The organism is Ruegeria sp. BHSC029 (genome assembly GCF_059613085.1).
Genome location: NZ_JBXWRU010000004.1, coordinates 19,439 through 37,690 on the forward strand (window position 1 = coordinate 19,439; position 18,252 = coordinate 37,690).

The following is an 18,252-nucleotide window of genomic DNA, read 5'->3' on the forward strand; positions in this document are numbered from 1 at the left end:
CAGATCACCGAGCGGATATCTTTAATTGGCTAGTCAATCAATAAAACCGGCACCCACGGAAAACTTGCGCGCTCCATGTGTCTTTTTTGACGCTCGGGCGCTTGTGGCCCGAGAGAAAATCGGAAACAGTCGCCGCATATTCAAACAGGAGCGGTCATGGATCTGCGCGCCATCGCCATGGGGCTGGCCTTTGCCTTCATCTGGTCGTCGGCCTTTACATCGGCGCGGATCATCGTCGCGGATGCCTCGCCGCTGTTTTCACTGGCGGTTCGCTTCCTGATTTCCGGCATCCTGGGTGTCGCAATCGCCCGGGCTATGGGCCAGAGCTGGCACCTGACGCGGTCGCAATGGCATGCGACCATCCTGTTCGGAATCTGCCAGAATGCCCTGTATTTGGGTCTGAATTTCTATGCGATGCAAACGGTCGAAGCCTCGGTAGCGGCGATCATCGCCTCGACCATGCCACTCTTGGTGGCGCTGGCCGGTTGGCTGCTGTTCGGGGAACGGTTGCGCCCGCTGGGTGTCGTGGGTCTGCTGGCCGGGTTCGCTGGCGTGGCCCTGATCATGAGCAGCCGGATCAGCGCAGGGATCGACCTGTTTGGCGTTGCCCTCTGCGGGCTGGGCGCGCTGGCGCTGACCTTCGCCACGCTGGCCGTGCGCGGGGCGACCTCGGGCGGGAATTTCATGATGGTCGTCGGTTTGCAGATGTTCGTCGGCTCGGCGGTTCTGTTTGTCGCCGCCCCGTTGTTCGAGACGATCTATGTCCGCCCGACCTGGCCGCTGGCGCTGGCCTTCACCTACACGACCCTGTTCCCCGGCCTGCTGGCCACGCTGATCTGGTTCCTTCTGCTCAACCGGATCGGGCCGATCCGCGCGGCGACCTTCCATTTCCTCAACCCGGTGTTCGGGGTCACGATCGCCGCGATTCTGCTGGGTGAGCGGTTGGGCGCAATGGATGCCGTCGGCGTTGCGGTCACCACGCTGGGCATTCTGGCTGTGCAGTTGTCACGCCAGCCGGTTCAGCGCAGCAGGGCCTCGACCTGACGGCGCAGCTTGCGGGAGTCCGGCCGGGTCGTCGACCCAAAGGTCGCGACGACCTCGCCTTCGGAGCTCAGCAGAATCTTGTTGAAATTCCAGCCCGGCACAAACCCGGTTTCGGCCGCGACCGCCTTGTAGAACGGGTGGGCCTGCGGACCGGTCACGGGGGTGATGTCGGTCATGGGCAGGGTCAGGTCATAGTTCAACTCGCAGAACTCCTTGACCTCGCTGGCGGTTTCCAGTTCCTGGTTGAAGGAATCCGATGGGACCGCCAAAACCACCAAACCCTTGGGCCCATAGGTGTCCTGCAGCTTTTGCAGCCCGGAATACTGCCCGGTAAACCCGCATTGCGAGGCCGTGTTGACCACCAGAACCGGCTGGCCGCGCCAGTCCGACAGCGACAGCGTGCCGCCGTCGATCGATGGGAATTCTCCGGACACGGGCGCGGCCTGCACCGTTCGACCGATCAACAACAAGGCAGACAACAGCAACATTCTGAACATGGCGTGACCTCCTCTTTGGTAATGATACGCTCGAAGCACGGCGGCAGATCACCCGCACGATCGCGCGAGCCGGGTGAAACAGGGCTTTGCTTTTGTCGCGGCGCACCCCAAATATCTCGGCAACGTATGCAATGCCGGAGGACCCATGCCCAAATATCCCAAAGATCCATCGGTTGTCGCGGCCCTGTCGCCCGAGGAATTCCACGTCACCCAGCGCAACGGGACCGAACGCCCCGGCACCGGAAAACACCTGAACAACAAAGAACCCGGCATTTACGTGGATATCGTATCGGGCGAGCCGCTGTTCGCCTCGACCCACAAATACGAGTCGGGCTGCGGCTGGCCCAGTTTCACCAAACCCATCGTGCATGACCACGTCACCGAGCTGGAGGACCGCTCGCTGGGCATGATCCGGACCGAGGTCCGCTCGAAACACGGCGACAGCCACCTGGGCCATGTGTTTCCCGATGGTCCGCTGGATCAGGGTGGGCTACGTTACTGCATCAACTCCGCCGCGCTGCGGTTCGTCCATCGTGACGACATGGAGGCCGAGGGCTATGGCGAATACCTCGATCAAGTGGAGGACCCGAAATGACCGAACAACGCGCCGTTCTGGCCGGAGGCTGCTTCTGGGGCATGCAGGACCTGATCCGCAAGCTGCCCGGCGTTCTGCGCACCCGCGTCGGATATACCGGCGGCGACGTGCCCAACGCGACCTATCGCAACCACGGCACCCATGCCGAAGGAATCGAGATCTGGTTCGACCCCGCGCAGATCACATATCGCGATCTGCTCGAGTTCTTCTTCCAGATCCACGACCCGACCACCGTAAACCGTCAGGGCAATGACATCGGAATGAGCTATCGCTCGGCCATCTATTACTGCGACGAGACGCAGAAACAGATCGCGCTGGACACGATCGCCGATGTGAATGCCAGCGGGCTGTGGCCCGGCAAGGTCGTGACCGAGGTCGAACCCGTGGGCGATTTCTGGGAGGCCGAGCCCGAGCATCAGGACTACCTTCAGCGTATCCCCAACGGCTATACCTGCCACTTCCCGCGCCCGGACTGGGTTCTGCCCAAACGCAGCAGCGCCGCCGAATAAAGGTCAGCCGACGGCCACCCGCGGGCGGCCGCTGGCTTCGACGGTCAGCATCGCCTCGACGAAGACATCCTTGCCTTCGATCCGGGCGGTGCGGATGTCGCGGTTGACGATCACGCGGATATCCTCGGCCCCGGCCTCGCGCACGGCGCTTTCGGTCTCGCGCCGCAGTTCGGCCTCCAGCAGGGCCAGCGCGGGTTCGGGTTCGGGGAAATCCTGCGGCCCGTCGTTCAGATGCACGCGGTACCGGCCTTCGGACGGAGCGGTCACCGTGCCCGCTCGCCGCATGGTCAACCGCCCCACGACGGCCCCGATCGCATTGGCCACCCCGGCATGGTCGGGCAGCACCATGGTACAGCGCAGACGCTCGCCGACCGCCGGGTAATAGCTCGGCGCCGAGGCTCCCAGCCCGACCACATCCACGTTCAGCCTCGTGTCCAACGCCAGCAGACCGCGATGCCCGTGCAAGCCCCGCCGGGTCAGCACATGGCGCGCCAGATCCTCGGGCGGCAGGCCGAACGCCTCGGCCTCTTCCGCAAAAGCAGTCTCTAATAGGGTCAAAACGGTCTGTTCGGTCAACTGATCCACGATCATCCCGGCCAGTTCATCGGCCGAGCCCGCCAGCCGGTCGCCCGACCCCACACGCCGGCGCGCAATCAACTCCAGCGCCTTGCGCGCGGCACCCTTATCCCAATCGGACAGGCGCCCCAGAACGTGGCTGGCATCCGACGGCGTCACCCCCGAGACCTGAACGATCCCGCGATCCACCAACCGGGTCAGAGCGCCGTTTTCCATCCGCGTGCGCAGCAGGGCGCTCAGGGGCAGAACCCTGTCCCCCAGCCGCTCCAGCAGCCCCGCCTCGCGCGGTCCCAGACCCTCGGCGTGGATGCCGGGCACGCGGCGGGCGAAACGGGTGTCGTGCTCGCCCACCGTGGTCGCGCGCAACTGCTCGTCCAGCGCGGCATGGACCACTTCGGGCGCCTCAGACGCGATCAGCGACACCGGCAGCACCCGGCGCGGACCCAGGAAAACGCCGCCGCGCAGGCCTTCGGTCACCACATGCACCTGGCTGTCACCGCCCAGACCATGCGTGCGCATCGCCACCGCCTCGACCATGGTGCGGAACCCGCCGACCCGGGCGCCCGCCGGGTCGATCGCCGGCTTTCCGTCGCGGATCAGAGCCACATCGGTCGTCGTCCCTCCGATATCCGACACCAGTGCGTCCTGAACTCCGGTCAGCCAGCGCGCCCCCACGATCGAGGCCGCCGGACCGCTGAGAATCGTTTCGATCGGCCGCTCCCGCGCCTGCTCGGCGCTCATCAAGGCGCCATCCCCACGCACCACCATCATCGGCGCGTCGATGCCCAGCTCGAGCAACACAACCTGCGCCCGGCCGATCAGGCGGTCGATCATTCCGATCAGACGTGCGTTCAGCACTGCCGTCACCGCACGTTTCGGCCCGTTCAACTTGGCCGACAACTGATGCGAGCAGGTCACCGGCGCGCCGGTTTTCTCAGTGATGATCCGCGCGACCTCAAGCTCATGCGCGGGATTGCGCGTGGCAAACTGGGCCGCAACCGCGAACCCGGAAATCCCGGACTGCTGGTCCAGAAATTCGGTCAACGCCCCTGTATCCAAAGGCGCGGCCTCAGCCCCGGCATGGCTGTGCCCGCCCGAGATCACCAGCGCCGGGTCACCCTTCAGCGCATCGCGCAGCCCATGCCTGTCCAGATCGCCGTCCCGAAATCCGACATAGATCAGCGCGACGCGCCCGCCTTGCCCCTCGACCAGCGCGTTCGTGGCCAGCGTCGTCGACAGCGACGCCATCGAGATCTGAACGGGCGCGACCTGCGCCTGGTCCAGCACCGCCCGGATCGCCCGCCCGACGCCGATCGCCAGATCCTCGCGTGTGGTCAGGGACTTGGCCGAGGCGATCACCTCTTCCTCGTCCCGGATCAGCACCGCATCGGTGTAGGTTCCACCGGTATCCACGCCCAAAGCCAACGCCATCGGGATCTCCATCCTGTTCGCAGTCACGGGTGTAGCGGTTTGAACCGACGCGTCCAGCCTGTTTGCGGCATTCACGACAGTTGTTCGACCGCCCAGCGCGCCGCGTCGGCCACCGTGGGGTCGGCATCCTCGATCAACGCCTGCGCGACCGGAATCAACTCCGACGACCCGGAATTGCCGATGGCATACAGAACGTTTCGCACGAACCGGTCGCGCCCGATCCGCTTGATCGGAGAACCCGAGAATCTGGCCCGGAACGCCGCATCGTCCAACCCGGCCAGTTCCGCCAGCGGCGGCGCCATCAGGTCTTGGCGCGCGGCATATCGGATGTCACTGGCCGCCACCGCGAACTTGTTCCACGGACAGGCGGCCAGGCAATCATCACAGCCATAGATCCGGTTGCCCAGCTTGCCGCGCAACTCCTGATCCACCGGCCCCTTGTGCTCGATGGTCAGATAGGAAATGCAGCGCCGCGCATCCAGTTGATAGGGCGCCGGAAAGGCATCCGTCGGACAGGCATCCAGACAGGCCCGACACGACCCGCAATGATCCACTTCCGGCGGGTCCGTCGGCAGGTCCAGAGTGGTGAAAACAGACCCTAAAAAGGCCCAATTGCCCCAATCCCGGCTGACCAGATTGGTGTGTTTGCCCTGCCAGCCCAACCCGGCCGTATGGCCCAGTGCTTTCTCGGGCACCGGCGCGGTGTCGACGAACACCTTCACCTCGCCCCCGGCCTCGGCAATCAGCCACCGGGCCAGCCGCTTCAGCCGCTTTTTGACCAGATCATGGTAGTCTTTGTTCTGTGCATAGACCGAGATCGTCCCGCGATCGGGTCGGCCCAGAACCTCGGTCGGATCATGATCCGGCGTGTAACTCTCGGCCAGCATGATGACCGAGCGCGCCTCAGGCCACAGCTCCGCCGGATCCCCCCGCCAATGGGCGCGCTCGGCCATCCAGCCCATCTGCCCGTGATAACCGGCCGCCAGAAAGGCGGCCAACCGCGCAGGCACTTCCGGCACGTCCCAGGGTCGGCAGATCCGGCACGACACGAACCCCTCGGCCCGGGCCTGCGACACCAACCTGTCCTTCAATGCCGTCGCGCTGTTCATCTGGCCCAAAATATCCTCGGGGGTGAATTGGCCCAATGGGCCAAGAGGGGGCAGACCGCCCCCTGCCCCAACCTATCAGAAATCCAGGTCGGCGTAATGGGCGGGCGGGCGGAAGCCCGGCACCTGATCCGCCAGAATCGACCGGAAGGCCGGGCGAGACTTGATCTTGGCGTACCAGTCCTTGACCACATGGCTGCGATTCCAGTCCACGTCCGAAATATAGTCCAACGCCGACAGATGCGCGGCAGCCGCAAAATCGGCCAATGTCATCTGATCCCCCGCCAGCCAGCGCCGCTGATCCAGCAGCCAGGCCATGTAATCCAAGTGGAACTTGATTGCCCGCGCGCCTTCCTTGACGTTCTTGCTGTCGGGATAGCCCTGACCGGTCACTTTTTTGTTCACCCGCTCGTACAGCAGCTTGGATGTCACCTCATGGTGGAATTTGTCATCAAACCAACTGACCAGACGGCGCACCTCGAACCGTGCTTCCGGAGTTTTCGGCATCAATGCGGGTTCCGGCCGTGTCTCTTCGATGTATTCGCAGATCGCCGCGCTTTCTGACATCACCCGGCCATCCAGCCGCAGAACCGGGACCTTGGCCGCAGGGTTTCTGCGCAAGAAGTCCGGGGATTTTTCCCAGTACTTTTCCTCGACCAATTCGACTTCGATCTTCTTTTCCGCCAGGGACAGGCGGACTTTTCGACAAAAGGGGGACAGGGGAACGTGAAACAAACGCGCCATGTGGATCCATTCGAACCAATTGAGTACCGCTCAGCAATAGCCGCTGACGGGCAGAAGTTTCAATCCTCGAAGCAATCTGCGCGACCATCTGCGCGGATGGTGGCCGCTCCATCGCGGATCGCGGCGGCTCGTCTGCGGGTGTAAACCGACGGGTCCGTGACCGAACGGTTTCGCGGTGACGGAAGGATTGCCGCCAGCCGCGCCGCCTGCACCGGGCTGAGTTGGGCGGAACTGACTCCAAAATTCTTGCGGGCGGCCGCCTCGATCCCGAACAGTCCCTCACCGGTCTCCGCCACGTTCAGATACACCTCGAGTATGCGCTTCTTGCTCCAGAGAATTTCGACGACCGGGGTCATAGAGGTCTCAAGCGCCTTGCGCACCCAACTGCGCCCCTGCCACAGAAAGACATTCTTGACCACCTGCTGAGAAATGGTCGACGCCCCGCGGTTGCCACCATCTTCAAGCGCATCGCGGATCGCGTTTACGTCAAAGCCCCAATGCAGGCAGAAATTCGCATCCTCGGCCGCAACGACCGATCGGGCCATGACCGGAGACATATCCTCGATCGCGACCCATTCCCTGTCCACCTTGCCGAGGCGGCGCCACTCGGACCAGATCGTATGGGTGATCGGCGGGTTGACCACGGTGTAAAGCAAAACAAGCGCCACGAACGCCGCGGCCAGAGCCCCAATGACACGCAGTACCCACCGCCGAATCCGAACGATGAGCGTTTCCGTTTTCCGAGACCGGGTTGCCTTTTTGGACTTACCGCGGGATTTGCGCGCTGCTTTCTTCGCCATGTTCCTGCTATACGCCGCAGCACCGGTATTTGGAACGGAATTATGACGCGATCAGCCGCCCTTCGCGCGGGCGCACCACCGGACGGGCGGTTTTCGGACCACCATCTTCCACCGCTGCCAACTGCGGGAACAGTCGCAACAGCTCGGCCTGGGTTTCCCGGTCAGACCGCGTAACGGCGTGGCCGGGATAGTAGCTTTCGCTTTTGGCGCCGTTGGCGATGACGATCTCGTGTTGGTCGAACAACAGGTGGAAATACTCGATCTCGCCGCCTTCGACCCGGGTCACCGTCGTGCCGTTAACCAGGGAATGTGCGGCAATCAAAACCTCGGGGTGGCCGTAGAAATAAGCCGCGCGCCAATCGTCGATCAGCATCCGGTGTTGCGGCGAGAACAGAGTGTCACGGTCCAGTCCCAGGACCCCCGCGGCAAAGCGGATGGGGGCGGCGTTGCCCTCGGCCGCAACGGTGGTTCTGCCAACCCAGATCAGAGCCCGCGCGCCGTTGTCGACCGTCGTGACCAGGTCACCGGCCTGCAGATCTTCGACGCGGCGCAATCCATCGGGTGTTTTTATCATTGTTCCGGCAGTAAAACACGGCGGCCCAAGCTCACCCGGAACCACCAAGGGACCTTCGGTATTGACGAAAGTCGTCGAGACTAGCGTCCCCTCTTGCAGCACCTGACCGTCCGTCGGGGTGAACACGCGGCTGCCATCAGCCAGATAGAAGGTGATTCCCGTGTAGGTGACGTTTCCCACACCGGACACGTTGATCGTCACCGTGTCGCCCGGCCAGGATCGGGTGACATCAATGCCGTTGACCGAGTCATTGTCGGAACTGTCGATGTCGCCATCGTCGTTCTGGTCGACCAGATTGTACTTCTCAACCGTCAGAAGGGTCCCCGTTGCCGGCGGGCTGGCCGGATCCATGGCAAAGAACTGGTCAAGATAGGTCGTGGGCATGCGACGACTCCCTGGCGAAATTGGTGGCAAGCGGAAGCATTGGCGAAATTTCCAAACTTTCCGTGTACAGGCCTAGCGACACGCAATGTTTTTTCAAGAAATCCGGAAACGGGAGGGCAGAAAACGAAAACCCCGCGTGTCTTTTCAAACACGCGGGGCAGGCTTCACAGGCGGTCTTACTCGGCCGGAACCGCCGCTGCCTCGTGGCTCAGCGGGTGGCTGAGTTTGTTCAGCATTTCCTTCGGGCAGACCTGCAGGAAGTTCGACAGCTCGACATCCCAGTGCTGCAGGATATCGGCGGCCTTGCGGCTGCCGGTCTCCGCGGCGTGGCGCTCGATCAGCGACTTCAGCTGCATCTCCCAATGCTCGACCGTTACGGGGCAGGTCACCAGGGTTTCCATGTTCATCAGCAGCTGCGCCTTGCCTTCGGGGTCGTACAGATAGGCCATGCCACCCGTCATCCCCGCGCCAAAGTTCGCACCGATGTCACCGAGGATCACCGCAACGCCGCCGGTCATGTACTCACACCCGTTCGAGCCGCAGCCCTCGACCACCACGGTGGCACCCGAGTTGCGCACGGCAAAGCGTTCCCCAGCACGGCCAGCCGCGAACAGGTACCCGTCGGTCGCGCCGTACAGGACCGTGTTGCCGATGATCGTATTCCGGTCGGCCTGCAGCGGGCTGACCTGCGGCGGGCGCACGACGATGGTACCGCCCGACAGGCCCTTGCCCACATAGTCGTTGGCGTCACCCGACACTTCCAGTTTGAGCCCCGGCGCGGCGAAGGCGCCCAACGACTGACCGGCCGAGCCTTGCAGTTTCACATGCAGATGGTCGGGCTGGAATGTGTTGCGCATCCCAAAGTTCTGCACGATGTGGCTGGACACGCGGGTGCCTACCGTCCGGTGCGTGTTCTGCACGGCATAAGACAGCTGCATCTTCTCGCCATCCTTCAGGAACCGCGCAGCGTCGCGCACGATTTCAGAGTCCAGCGTATCAGGCACCGCGTTGCGGGGCTTGTCACGGTCATAGACGATGTTTTGCGCGCCATCGACGGTGATCAGCAGCGGATTCAGGTCCAGATCGTCCAGATGCGCCGAGCCGCGGCTGACCTGCGCCAGCAGATCCGCCCGACCGATGATTTCGTCGACCGACCGTGCGCCGAGGCTGGCCAGGATCTCGCGCACTTCCTGTGCGTAGAAGGTGATCAGGTTCACCACCTTGTCGGCATTGCCGGTGAACTTGGCGCGCAGGCTCTCGTCCTGCGTACATACGCCCACCGGGCAGGTGTTTGACTGGCACTGGCGCACCATGATGCAACCCATCGCGATCAGGGCGGCGGTGCCGATGCCGTACTCCTCGGCCCCCATCATCGCCGCCATGACGATGTCGCGCCCGGTGCGCAAGCCGCCATCGGTCCGCAGGGTTACCCGGTCGCGCAGGTTGTTCATCGCCAGAACCTGATGCGCCTCGGTCAGGCCCATTTCCCACGGCAGGCCGGCATATTTGATGCTGGTCGCGGGGGATGCCCCGGTGCCGCCATTGTGGCCCGAGATCAGGATGATGTCGGCCTTGGCCTTGGCCACCCCGGCGGCGATCGTGCCCACGCCCGAGGACGCCACCAGTTTCACCGTCACCTTGGCGCGCGGGTTGATCTGCTTGAGGTCATAGATCAGCTGCGCCAGATCCTCGATCGAGTAGATGTCGTGGTGCGGCGGGGGCGAGATCAGGGTCACGCCCTTGGTCGAGTGGCGCAGGCGCGCGATCAGATCGGTAACCTTCATGCCAGGCAGCTGGCCGCCCTCGCCGGGCTTTGCACCCTGGGCCACCTTGATTTCCAGCTCTTCGCACTGATTGAGGTATTCGGCGGTCACACCGAACCGGCCAGATGCCACCTGCTTGATCTTGGCCGAGGGGTTGTCGCCATTCGGCTCGGGCACGAAGTGTGCGGGATCTTCCCCACCTTCACCCGAGTCGGATTTCGCGCCGATCCGGTTCATCGCCACGTTCAGCGTCTTGTGCGCCTCGGGGCTGAGCGCGCCCAGCGACATGCCCGGGGTGACAAAGCGCTTGCGGATCGAGGTGATCGACTCGACCTCCTCGATCGGGATCGGCTTGCCCAACGGTTTGAAATCCATCAGGTCGCGCAGGTGGATCGGCGGGTTCGCCTGCATCTTGGCCGAGTACTGCTTCCACAGCTCGTACGAGGCGCGGTTGCAGGCCATCTGCATCATGTGCATCGAGGTCGCTTCCCACGCATGGGTCTCACCCGATTTGCGGGCCTTGTAGAAGCCACCGATAGGCAGAACATCCAGGCCACTCTCCCAGCCTTTGGCGTGGATTCCTTCAGCCTTGGACTGAATGCCGGTGACGCCGATGCCGGAAATCCGGCTGGTCATGCCGGGGAAATATTCGGCCACCATGGCGCGGCTCAGGCCCACGGCTTCGAAATTCAGGCCGCCGCGATAGGACGAGATCACCGAGATGCCCATCTTGGCCATGATCTTCAGCAGGCCCTGGTCGATCGCCTCGCGGTAACGCGCGACGTTTTCAGTCAGGCTGCCTTCCAGCAACCCGCGTTCGATCCGGTCGGCCAACGAATCCTCGGCCAGATAGGCGTTCACCACGGTCGCGCCACAGCCGATCAGCACCGCGAAATAATGCGGGTCGATGCATTCCGCCGAGCGCACGTTGAGCGAGCAGAAGGTCCGCAGGCCCTGACGGATCAAGTGCGAATGCACCGCGCTGGTGGCCAGGATCATCGGCATCGCCACTTTGCCGGGGCCGGAATACTGGTCGGTCAGCACCAGGTGACCCGCGCCCGAACGCACGGCCTCCTCCGCCTCGGCGCGGATGCGGGCCAACGCGGCGCTCAGCGCGCCGTTGCCGGGTTCGAAGGTGCAGTCGATCTCGGCCAGCGGCGCATCGAAATTCGCCACCAGTTCTTCCCACTGCGCGTTGCCGACAAAGGGGCTTTCCAGCACCACGATCTCGGTCTGGCTGCTGTCCTCGTCCAGCACGTTCTTGAGGTTGCCGAACCGCGTCTTCAGCGACATCACGCGGTATTCGCGCAGGCTGTCGATCGGCGGGTTGGTCACCTGGCTGAAGTTCTGGCGGAAGAAATGGCTGAGCGGCCGGTACTGTTTGGACAGAACCGCCGAGGGCGTGTCGTCGCCCATCGAGGCGATCGCCTCTTTGCCATCCTCGGCCATCGGTGCGAGGATCTGCTCCAGTTCCTCGACCGTGTAGCCCGCCGCGATCTGGCGCTTGCGCAGTTCCTCACCGGTGAACAGCGGCTTTTCGGCGACCTCCGCCAGCTTTTCGTCCAGATCGTTGATCTTGCTGACCCATTCGCCGAACGGCAGGGCCGCGGCCAGCTTGTCCTTGATCTGCTTGTCGCGGTACAGCTTGCCCTTCTTCATGTCGACGGCCAGCATCTGGCCCGGACCCAGCGCACCTTTTTCCTTAACGCTGGCCTCGTTGATCGGGACCATACCCGCCTCGGACCCGGCGATCACCAGACCGTCGCCGGTGACGACATAGCGCATCGGGCGCAGGCCGTTGCGATCCAGCCCGGCGCAGACCCAGCGGCCATCGGTCATGGCCAGCGCGGCGGGGCCGTCCCACGGCTCCATCACCGAGTTGCAGTAGGAATACATGTCGCGCCAGGACTGCGGCAGTTCCACCGCCTGTTTCGACCAGCTTTCCGGCACCAGCATCGTCTTGGCCATCGGGGCCGAGCGGCCCGCGCGCACCAGAACCTCGAACACCGAATCCAGCGCCGCCGAATCCGACGATCCGCCGGCGATGATCGGCTTGATGTCTTCGGCATAGTCGCCAAAGGTCGCCGAGGCCATGCGGATCTCGTGGCTTTTCATCCAGTTGATGTTGCCCTTCAGCGTGTTGATCTCACCATTATGGGCCAGCATGCGGAATGGCTGCGCCAGCCACCATTGCGGGAAGGTGTTGGTGGAATAGCGCTGGTGATAGATCGCAAAGGCCGACTCGAAGCGGTCGTCCATCAGGTCGGGGTAGAACACGGCGACCTGCTCGGCCAGCATCATGCCCTTGTAGATGATCGACCGGCAGCTGAGCGAGGCCAGGTACAGACCCGAAATCCCCGCGGCGGCGGCGGCTTTCTCGATCCGGCGGCGGATGACGTACAGCTCGCGCTCGAACGTGTCCTCGTCAACGCCCTTGGAATTCGAGATCAGGATCTGCTCGATCTCGGGCCGGGTCGCGTTGGCCTTTTCACCCAAGCAGGTGACATCCACCGGCACGTGTCGCCAGCCATAGATGTAGTAACCCATCCGCAGAACTTCGGTTTCCACGATGGTCCGGCAGCGCTCTTGCGCGCCGAAATCGGTGCGCGGCAGGAACACCTGCCCCACGGCGATCAGCTCGTCCATCTTGGGCTCGTGCCCGGTGCGGCGGATCTGGTCATAGAAAAAGGGGGCCGGGATCTGCACATGGATGCCCGCGCCGTCGCCGGTCTTGCCGTCGGCATCCACCGCGCCGCGGTGCCAGATCGCCTTGAGCGCATTGATCCCGGCCTCGACCACCTTGCGGCTTTTCTTGCCGTCAACCGAAACCACCAGACCGACCCCGCACGAGGAATGCTCCTCCTGCTCGGAATACAGGCCATTTTCTGCCATCCACTTGCGTTTGGCTTCCTCGGCCCGGACCCAATCGGCATCATATTTCGTCATTGGCTGTCTCCTTCTTCCGACGGGGCGTACATGGCCATGACCTCGGCTTCGGTCATCTGGCGGCGCTCACCTGCGAACGCGTAACCCTCGGGCTTCTTGTCGATGTAAAGTTCAAGTTTCAGCGTGTTGCCGGCCGCGTTGTCGAACAGGCCGGCCGCGATCTGTGTCTGGCCGTGCATCTCGCCCGGCAGGGTGATCCGGTACCACAGGGCCGATCCGCATTCTTCGCAGAAGGCGCGTTCGGCCCAGTCGGACGAGGTGAAGGTCTTGACCGGCCCCAGCGCCGCATAGCCCGGCTGCGCCGGAAAGGTGACCAGCGCGCTGCTGGTCCAGCGGCGGCACATGTCGCAATGGCAGGCGCCCAGCGCGTCGCGGGCGGGGGTCGCGGTCACGGTGACCGCGCCGCACATGCATTGGCCTTGCAATTCGGGCATCCTGTCCCTCCTGTCGCTGGGCAGTAGGTTATTCTGCGGCAAGCGCAGCCTTGCCGTTGAACCGGTCGATGATGGCTTGCGCGCAGTCGCGGCCGTCGCGGATCGCCCAGACCACCAGCGAGGCACCGCGCACGATGTCACCAATGGCATAGACGCCGTCCATCTCGGTCTCGCCGGTTTCGAACGCGGCCTTGATGGTGCCCCAGCGGGTCACGGGCAGGTCGGGCTGGTCGAACAGGGTGGGCAGGTCCTCGGGCTCGAAGCCCAGCGCCTTGATGACCAGATCGGCTTCTTCGACGTAATCCGCGCCTTCGATCACTTCGGGGGCCTGGCGGCCGGTGGCGTCGGGTTGGCCCAGGCGCATCTTCTGCACCATCACGCCGGTGACCCGCTCGTCGCCAACAAACCCCTTGGGCGCGCTGAGCCATTCGAAGATCACGCCCTCTTCCTCGGCGTTCTGGGTTTCGCGCTGCGAGCCAGGCATGTTTGCCCGGTCGCGGCGATACAGGCATTTGACCGAGGTCGCGCCCTGGCGGATCGAGGTTCGGACGCAATCCATCGCAGTATCACCGCCACCGATCACGACCACCTTCTTTTCCTTGGCGTTCAGGCGGCCATCGTCGAACTCGGGAACCGCGTCGCCAAAGCTTTTGCGGTTCGAGGCAGTCAGGAAATCGATCGCCTTTTCGATACCGGGCAGGCCACTGCCGGGCATGGACAGATCCCGCGACTTGTAGACGCCCGTCGCAATGATCACGGCGTCATGTTTGGCGCGGATATCGGCGAACTTGGCAGCGTCGACGTCACAGTTCAGTTCAAAAGTGACGCCGCCCTCGGCTAGCAGGTCGTTGCGGCGTTGAACCACGTCCTTTTCCAGCTTGAAGCCCGGAATGCCGTACATCAGCAGGCCGCCCGCGCGGTCATAGCGGTCATAGACCGTGACCTGGATCCCGGCCCGGCGCAGCATGTCCGCCGCCGCCAGACCACCGGGTCCGCCCCCGATGATGCCGACGCTTTCGGGGCGTTCGGCGGTTGGAGCGACAGGTTTGACCCAGCCTTCCTCCCACGCGGTGTCGGTGATGTATTTCTCGACCGCACCGATGGTGACAGTGCCATGGCCCGATTGCTCGATCACGCAGTTGCCTTCGCACAGTCGGTCCTGCGGGCATATACGTCCGCAGATCTCGGGGAAGGTATTGGTGGCCTGGCTGGTCTGATAGGCTTCTTCAAGCCGTCCGGTGGCGGTCAGGCGCAGCCAGTCGGGGATGTTGTTGTGCAGCGGGCAGTGCGACTGACAATACGGCACACCGCATTGGCTGCAACGGCTGGCCTGCTCGGCGGCTTTTTCGGCGGCGTATTCGGCATAGATTTCATGAAAGTCCGCTCTGCGATCGGTTGCGGCGCGCTTTTCAGGCATGTCACGATCGATCTGCACAAATTTCAGCATCGGTTGCTTGGCCACGGTCAGACTCCATGAATTGGCTTGGTCGGATTTCTTTATGCGAAGCCAATTCGGATGAAAAGTCAATTGTGCTGACCTAAATTGGAAAAAATCGGAAAGATCGATCTCTTTGGGCGACTTTCTGTTCATTTTTAGGACCACTTCGGACCTAAATCCTGACTTTCCTTTTGCTGATCGCGCTTATACGCCTTGAATGCAAAGAACACGGGCGCAAACACGGGCGGGCAGATGAGTCTTTTTCAGCTGATTCTGGTGGCGATCATCCAGGGGATCACCGAGTTTCTGCCGATTTCGTCATCAGGCCACCTGATCCTGCTGCCAAGCCTCACCGGAATGGAAGACCAGGGCCTGGCCATCGACGTCGCGGTGCATGTGGGCACATTGGGCGCGGTGGTTCTGTATTTCTGGAGCGACGTGAAACTGGCCCTTGCGGGCCTGCCACGTGCTTTGCGCGGGCGCATCGACACCCCACAGTCCCGACTGGCCCTGGCGTTGATCGTAGCCACCATCCCGACCGTTATCGTTGGTGCCATCCTGCACCTGACCGGCCTCAGCAGTGCGATGCGGTCCGTGGCGGTGATCGGGTGGACGATGTTGGGCTTCGGACTGCTGCTGTATTGGATGGACCAAAAAGGCCCCCAGACCAAAGAGGCCGGCGACTGGGGGCTGCATGACGCGGTTATTTTGGGTCTGTGGCAGGTCCTGGCGCTGATTCCCGGCACCTCGCGGTCGGGGATCTGCATCACCGGCGCGCGACACTTGGGGTATACCCGCGAGGACGGCGCGCGCATCGCGATGCTGATGTCAATCCCTACAATCATCGCCTCGGGCGCGCTGCTGTCGTTGGACGTGATCGGGCAGGCCAACGCTCAGCTGGCCAAGGACAGCGCCATTGCAGCCGTGTTCGCCTTTGTTTCGGCCCTGTTGGCGCTGAACCTGATGATGCGTCTGCTGCGTAGCGTCAGCTTCACGCCATATGTGATCTATCGCGTGATCCTGGGTACGATCCTGCTGATTGTCGCTTACAGCTGATCAGATGCGCAGGTTCCGGGCCGAGTTCTGGATGTCGTCGTACTGACCCGACGGGCGGAATTTCCACAGGTATTCCGGCAGAACCGATTCCAGCGAAGCAGGCTCGATCCCCAGATCGGCAAAACCCTTCGCTCCTTCGGACACCACATTGTCACGGCGCAGGTTCTTCAACTGGTCGCGGGTCAGAATGTTGTTCGGAAACAGCTGGAAGCTGATGAATTTCAGCATGTCCAGAACCCCGGCCATGATCCGCCCAACCCAGAACGGCAGACCGATGATGATGCGGCGGCGGTGGATCACCCCGAGCATCTGCTGCATCAGCTCACGGAAGGTCTTGGCCTCAGGCCCACCCAATTCGTAGACGCCCGGTGCGGCCTGACCCAACACACCCTTGACCGCGGCCTGCGCCACGTCATCCACAAACACCGGCTGGAACCGGGTGTCGGCACCAAAGATCGGTAGGAAGGGCGAGATACGGGTCATGCCGGCGAAACGGTTGAAGAACTGATCTTCGGTCCCGAAGATCACCGAGGGTCGCAGGATCACGGCATCGGGGATATGGGTCAGCACGGCAGCCTCACCTGCCGCCTTGGTGCGGGCGTATTCGCTGTCGGAATTCGCGTCAGCACCGATGGCCGAAATGTGGACCATACGGGAAATGCCTTGCTCGGCCGCCAGACGGGCGATGCGGCCCGCGCCTTCGGCTTGCACGGCGCCAAATCCATTCTTGCCCAGTTCGTTCAGAACGCCCACGCAGTTGACGACCGCATCGGCGCCATGCATCGCACTGGCCACCGAGGCATCGTCGCGGATATTGCACAGAATGGGCTCGACCTGGCCCACGACGCCATAGGTCTTGACGAAGATTGCCTCGTTCGGACGGCGGACCGCCACCCGTACACGCCACCCTTCGTTCGCCATGCGTCGCGCGATATAGCGGCCGACGAATCCCGATCCACCGTAAATCGTGACCAGTTTGGACATGGTTGGGCTCCTGCTGTGTAGGTCTTGTTCCGATCTACCGCTCCAAAGCCCGGCAAACAAGGCGCAATAACGCCGCGCATAAGGCAAAAAACACTGCCGGAACCGACGGGATCGCGCCGCGAGAAGGTGACCGAAAAAAAACTTTCGATAATCCGTTCGAATCCTGTTGACGCCCTCGGCGAGTAGGCTTAAACGCCCCTCCACGACACCTGCCCAGGTGGCGGAATTGGTAGACGCGCTAGCTTCAGGTGCTAGTGTCCGTATGGACGTGGAGGTTCGAGTCCTCTCCTGGGCACCATATCCCCGAAAAGATTTGACGACCGCGCAAACCACCCTCGAACGGGTGGTCGGCTCTCATTCCGTCTTCTGCAATTCCTCCATCTCGCGGCGACGGATCTTTGCCTGAGACCGCACCCGCTTGATGAATTGCTGGGGAAGGTCCGGTCCGCGCAGCGCCGCGTAGGCCTCGCTGGTCGGGTCGCCGATCAGGTCGGCGTATTTGACCCATGTGCAGAAGGCGAAGACATCGCGCAGGCTCACATGCTCACGGGTGTTGCTGTCCCGGGCCTGTGCCGGAAGCTTGATCGACCTGAAATAGGCCTTTTCGATAGCGGGCCATTGCGGATCGGGAACGAACTCGGGCGCGTCATCGGTTTCCGGAAATTTGAATGCTTGATACTTCTGCCCGTATTCCGAACATCCGTGCGAGATCTTGCTGCTGATTCCTTCAATGCCATGCTTGGCCTGAAGATCGCGGAACGCCTGCAGGCAGGCGCGCACGTCATCAACGGTGTCGCAATAGATATAGGCCTTGTACGGAAATTTGATCCCGTCGCGCAGCTCGATCATGCATTTGCGGGCGTTGTCATTGGGTAGATCCAGCTTAAGCAACAGGGCATAGGTCTGGAACATCGCACGCAGGTCATGCGGCAAAATCTGTACCTTGTAGCAGTCATTGCAAAGAGCCGGGATAGCGCCGGTCTCTTTGAAGAAGTCCAGAAAAACGCCGCAATAGGCGTTCTGCCCGCGTACCTTGAGGACGCGCCCGGAAAAGACCTGCCCGATCGGCACCGCTTGCGAAACGCCGCGGCTTCGCAATGCAGCCAACCATGCGCGGTACTGTTTGACCATGTGCTCGGGCTCAAATAGATCCGCCTGCCAATCGGCGCCCAGCGAGGTAACGATGTCCGCTTGTGCCGCAGAGAAACGCCCAGCCGAACCCGGAGCCTTGGGCGCATGTTCCAGCCGTGTGACCAACTGACGAATCGACTTGAGGTCAGCGGGCTTCATCACCAGCCAATTCTCAAGTTCGGCAATTTTCGAGGTGGGGGGCACCACTGTCTCCTGCTGCATCATCGCCAAACGCTATGC

General features: G+C 62.7%; 15 protein-coding genes and 1 tRNA gene. 5 read left to right on the forward strand and 11 right to left on the reverse strand.

Annotated features, from left to right (window positions below; genetic code table 11):
- Positions 1-156: 156 nt before the first annotated feature.
- Positions 157-1,044 carry a DMT family transporter gene (locus AC2FML_RS10165; RefSeq protein WP_496783009.1) on the forward strand — a complete coding sequence of 296 codons (888 nt, stop codon included), beginning with the start codon at positions 157-159 and terminating at the stop codon, positions 1,042-1,044.
- Here AC2FML_RS10165 and AC2FML_RS10170 read toward each other — a convergent pair.
- Positions 1,020-1,541: a glutathione peroxidase gene (locus AC2FML_RS10170; protein WP_496783010.1), complete on the reverse strand. Its 522-nt coding sequence runs from the start codon at positions 1,539-1,541 to the stop codon at positions 1,020-1,022. The genes AC2FML_RS10165 and AC2FML_RS10170 overlap by 25 nt on opposite strands.
- 145 nt (positions 1,542-1,686) lie before the next feature.
- On the opposite strand from AC2FML_RS10170, the gene msrB reads away from it, so the two are divergent.
- On the forward strand, positions 1,687-2,136 hold the full coding sequence (gene msrB / locus AC2FML_RS10175) for a peptide-methionine (R)-S-oxide reductase MsrB (RefSeq protein ID WP_496783012.1): 450 nt from the start codon (positions 1,687-1,689) through the stop codon (positions 2,134-2,136).
- A complete protein-coding gene (gene msrA, locus AC2FML_RS10180) occupies positions 2,133-2,645 on the forward strand; it encodes a peptide-methionine (S)-S-oxide reductase MsrA (protein ID WP_496783014.1) in 513 nt (170 codons plus the stop codon). Before msrB ends, msrA begins: the two co-directional genes overlap by 4 nt.
- 3 nt (positions 2,646-2,648) lie before the next feature.
- Here the strand turns inward: msrA and AC2FML_RS10185 are convergent, their stop codons facing one another.
- The 8 genes from AC2FML_RS10185 to AC2FML_RS10220 all read right to left on the reverse strand — a co-directional run bounded on the left by AC2FML_RS10185 (position 2,649) and on the right by AC2FML_RS10220 (position 14,865).
- Positions 2,649-4,652, reverse strand: a complete 2,004-nt coding sequence (locus AC2FML_RS10185; RefSeq protein WP_496783015.1) for a hydantoinase/oxoprolinase N-terminal domain-containing protein — start codon at positions 4,650-4,652, stop codon at positions 2,649-2,651.
- A gap of 71 nt (positions 4,653-4,723) precedes the next feature.
- The gene (gene queG / locus AC2FML_RS10190) at positions 4,724-5,761 is read right to left on the reverse strand and encodes a tRNA epoxyqueuosine(34) reductase QueG (protein WP_496783017.1); all 1,038 of its coding nucleotides are present in this window, start codon (positions 5,759-5,761) and stop codon (positions 4,724-4,726) included.
- A 75-nt stretch (positions 5,762-5,836) separates the two neighbouring features.
- Positions 5,837-6,502, reverse strand: a complete 666-nt coding sequence (gene fzlA / locus AC2FML_RS10195; protein WP_170364267.1) for an FtsZ-binding protein FzlA — start codon at positions 6,500-6,502, stop codon at positions 5,837-5,839.
- A 59-nt stretch (positions 6,503-6,561) separates the two neighbouring features.
- Positions 6,562-7,302, reverse strand: a complete 741-nt coding sequence (gene mtgA, locus AC2FML_RS10200) for a monofunctional biosynthetic peptidoglycan transglycosylase (protein WP_170438839.1) — start codon at positions 7,300-7,302, stop codon at positions 6,562-6,564.
- A gap of 40 nt (positions 7,303-7,342) precedes the next feature.
- On the reverse strand, positions 7,343-8,260 hold the full coding sequence (locus AC2FML_RS10205; RefSeq protein ID WP_170459402.1) for a Hint domain-containing protein: 918 nt from the start codon (positions 8,258-8,260) through the stop codon (positions 7,343-7,345).
- 176 nt (positions 8,261-8,436) lie between these two features.
- Positions 8,437-12,969, reverse strand: a complete 4,533-nt coding sequence (gene gltB / locus AC2FML_RS10210) for a glutamate synthase large subunit (RefSeq protein WP_496783019.1) — start codon at positions 12,967-12,969, stop codon at positions 8,437-8,439.
- Positions 12,966-13,403 carry a GFA family protein gene (locus tag AC2FML_RS10215; protein ID WP_005979708.1) on the reverse strand — a complete coding sequence of 146 codons (438 nt, stop codon included), beginning with the start codon at positions 13,401-13,403 and terminating at the stop codon, positions 12,966-12,968. The genes gltB and AC2FML_RS10215 overlap by 4 nt, the downstream gene beginning before the upstream one ends.
- Positions 13,404-13,431: 28 nt before the next feature.
- A complete protein-coding gene (locus AC2FML_RS10220) occupies positions 13,432-14,865 on the reverse strand; it encodes an NAD(P)-dependent oxidoreductase (protein WP_496783021.1) in 1,434 nt (477 codons plus the stop codon).
- A 228-nt stretch (positions 14,866-15,093) separates the two neighbouring features.
- On the opposite strand from AC2FML_RS10220, the gene AC2FML_RS10225 reads away from it, so the two are divergent.
- Complete coding sequence (locus AC2FML_RS10225; RefSeq protein ID WP_496783023.1) at positions 15,094-15,897, forward strand: undecaprenyl-diphosphate phosphatase; 804 nt, start codon at positions 15,094-15,096, stop codon at positions 15,895-15,897.
- Here AC2FML_RS10225 and AC2FML_RS10230 read toward each other — a convergent pair whose 3' ends face one another.
- A complete protein-coding gene (locus AC2FML_RS10230; protein ID WP_170342505.1) occupies positions 15,898-16,881 on the reverse strand; it encodes a complex I NDUFA9 subunit family protein in 984 nt (327 codons plus the stop codon). It abuts the gene before it with no gap.
- Between the two features lie 211 nt (positions 16,882-17,092).
- On the opposite strand from AC2FML_RS10230, the gene AC2FML_RS10235 reads away from it, so the two are divergent.
- Positions 17,093-17,179: transfer RNA gene (locus tag AC2FML_RS10235), tRNA-Leu, on the forward strand.
- A 56-nt stretch (positions 17,180-17,235) separates the two neighbouring features.
- Here AC2FML_RS10235 and AC2FML_RS10240 read toward each other — a convergent pair.
- Complete coding sequence (locus tag AC2FML_RS10240) at positions 17,236-18,216, reverse strand: hypothetical protein (protein WP_170443790.1); 981 nt, start codon at positions 18,214-18,216, stop codon at positions 17,236-17,238.
- Positions 18,217-18,252 lie beyond the last annotated feature (36 nt).

Excerpts from the sequence above, each read along its gene's own strand:
- AC2FML_RS10165 (WP_496783009.1), top strand. The coding sequence starts at position 157 with ATGGATCTGCGCGCCATCGCCATGGGGCTGGCCTTTGCCTTCATCTGG.
- AC2FML_RS10185 (WP_496783015.1), bottom strand. The coding sequence starts at position 4,652 with ATGGCGTTGGCTTTGGGCGTGGATACCGGTGGAACCTACACCGATGCG.
- msrB (WP_496783012.1), top strand. The coding sequence starts at position 1,687 with ATGCCCAAATATCCCAAAGATCCATCGGTTGTCGCGGCCCTGTCGCCC.
- AC2FML_RS10205 (WP_170459402.1), bottom strand. The coding sequence starts at position 8,260 with ATGCCCACGACCTATCTTGACCAGTTCTTTGCCATGGATCCGGCCAGC.
- AC2FML_RS10230 (WP_170342505.1), bottom strand. The coding sequence starts at position 16,881 with ATGTCCAAACTGGTCACGATTTACGGTGGATCGGGATTCGTCGGCCGC.
- AC2FML_RS10215 (WP_005979708.1), bottom strand. The coding sequence starts at position 13,403 with ATGCCCGAATTGCAAGGCCAATGCATGTGCGGCGCGGTCACCGTGACC.
- queG (WP_496783017.1), bottom strand. The coding sequence starts at position 5,761 with ATGAACAGCGCGACGGCATTGAAGGACAGGTTGGTGTCGCAGGCCCGG.
- AC2FML_RS10170 (WP_496783010.1), bottom strand. The coding sequence starts at position 1,541 with ATGTTCAGAATGTTGCTGTTGTCTGCCTTGTTGTTGATCGGTCGAACG.
- gltB (WP_496783019.1), bottom strand. The coding sequence starts at position 12,969 with ATGACGAAATATGATGCCGATTGGGTCCGGGCCGAGGAAGCCAAACGC.
- msrA (WP_496783014.1), top strand. The coding sequence starts at position 2,133 with ATGACCGAACAACGCGCCGTTCTGGCCGGAGGCTGCTTCTGGGGCATG.
- fzlA (WP_170364267.1), bottom strand. The coding sequence starts at position 6,502 with ATGGCGCGTTTGTTTCACGTTCCCCTGTCCCCCTTTTGTCGAAAAGTC.
- AC2FML_RS10225 (WP_496783023.1), top strand. The coding sequence starts at position 15,094 with ATGAGTCTTTTTCAGCTGATTCTGGTGGCGATCATCCAGGGGATCACC.
- mtgA (WP_170438839.1), bottom strand. The coding sequence starts at position 7,302 with ATGGCGAAGAAAGCAGCGCGCAAATCCCGCGGTAAGTCCAAAAAGGCA.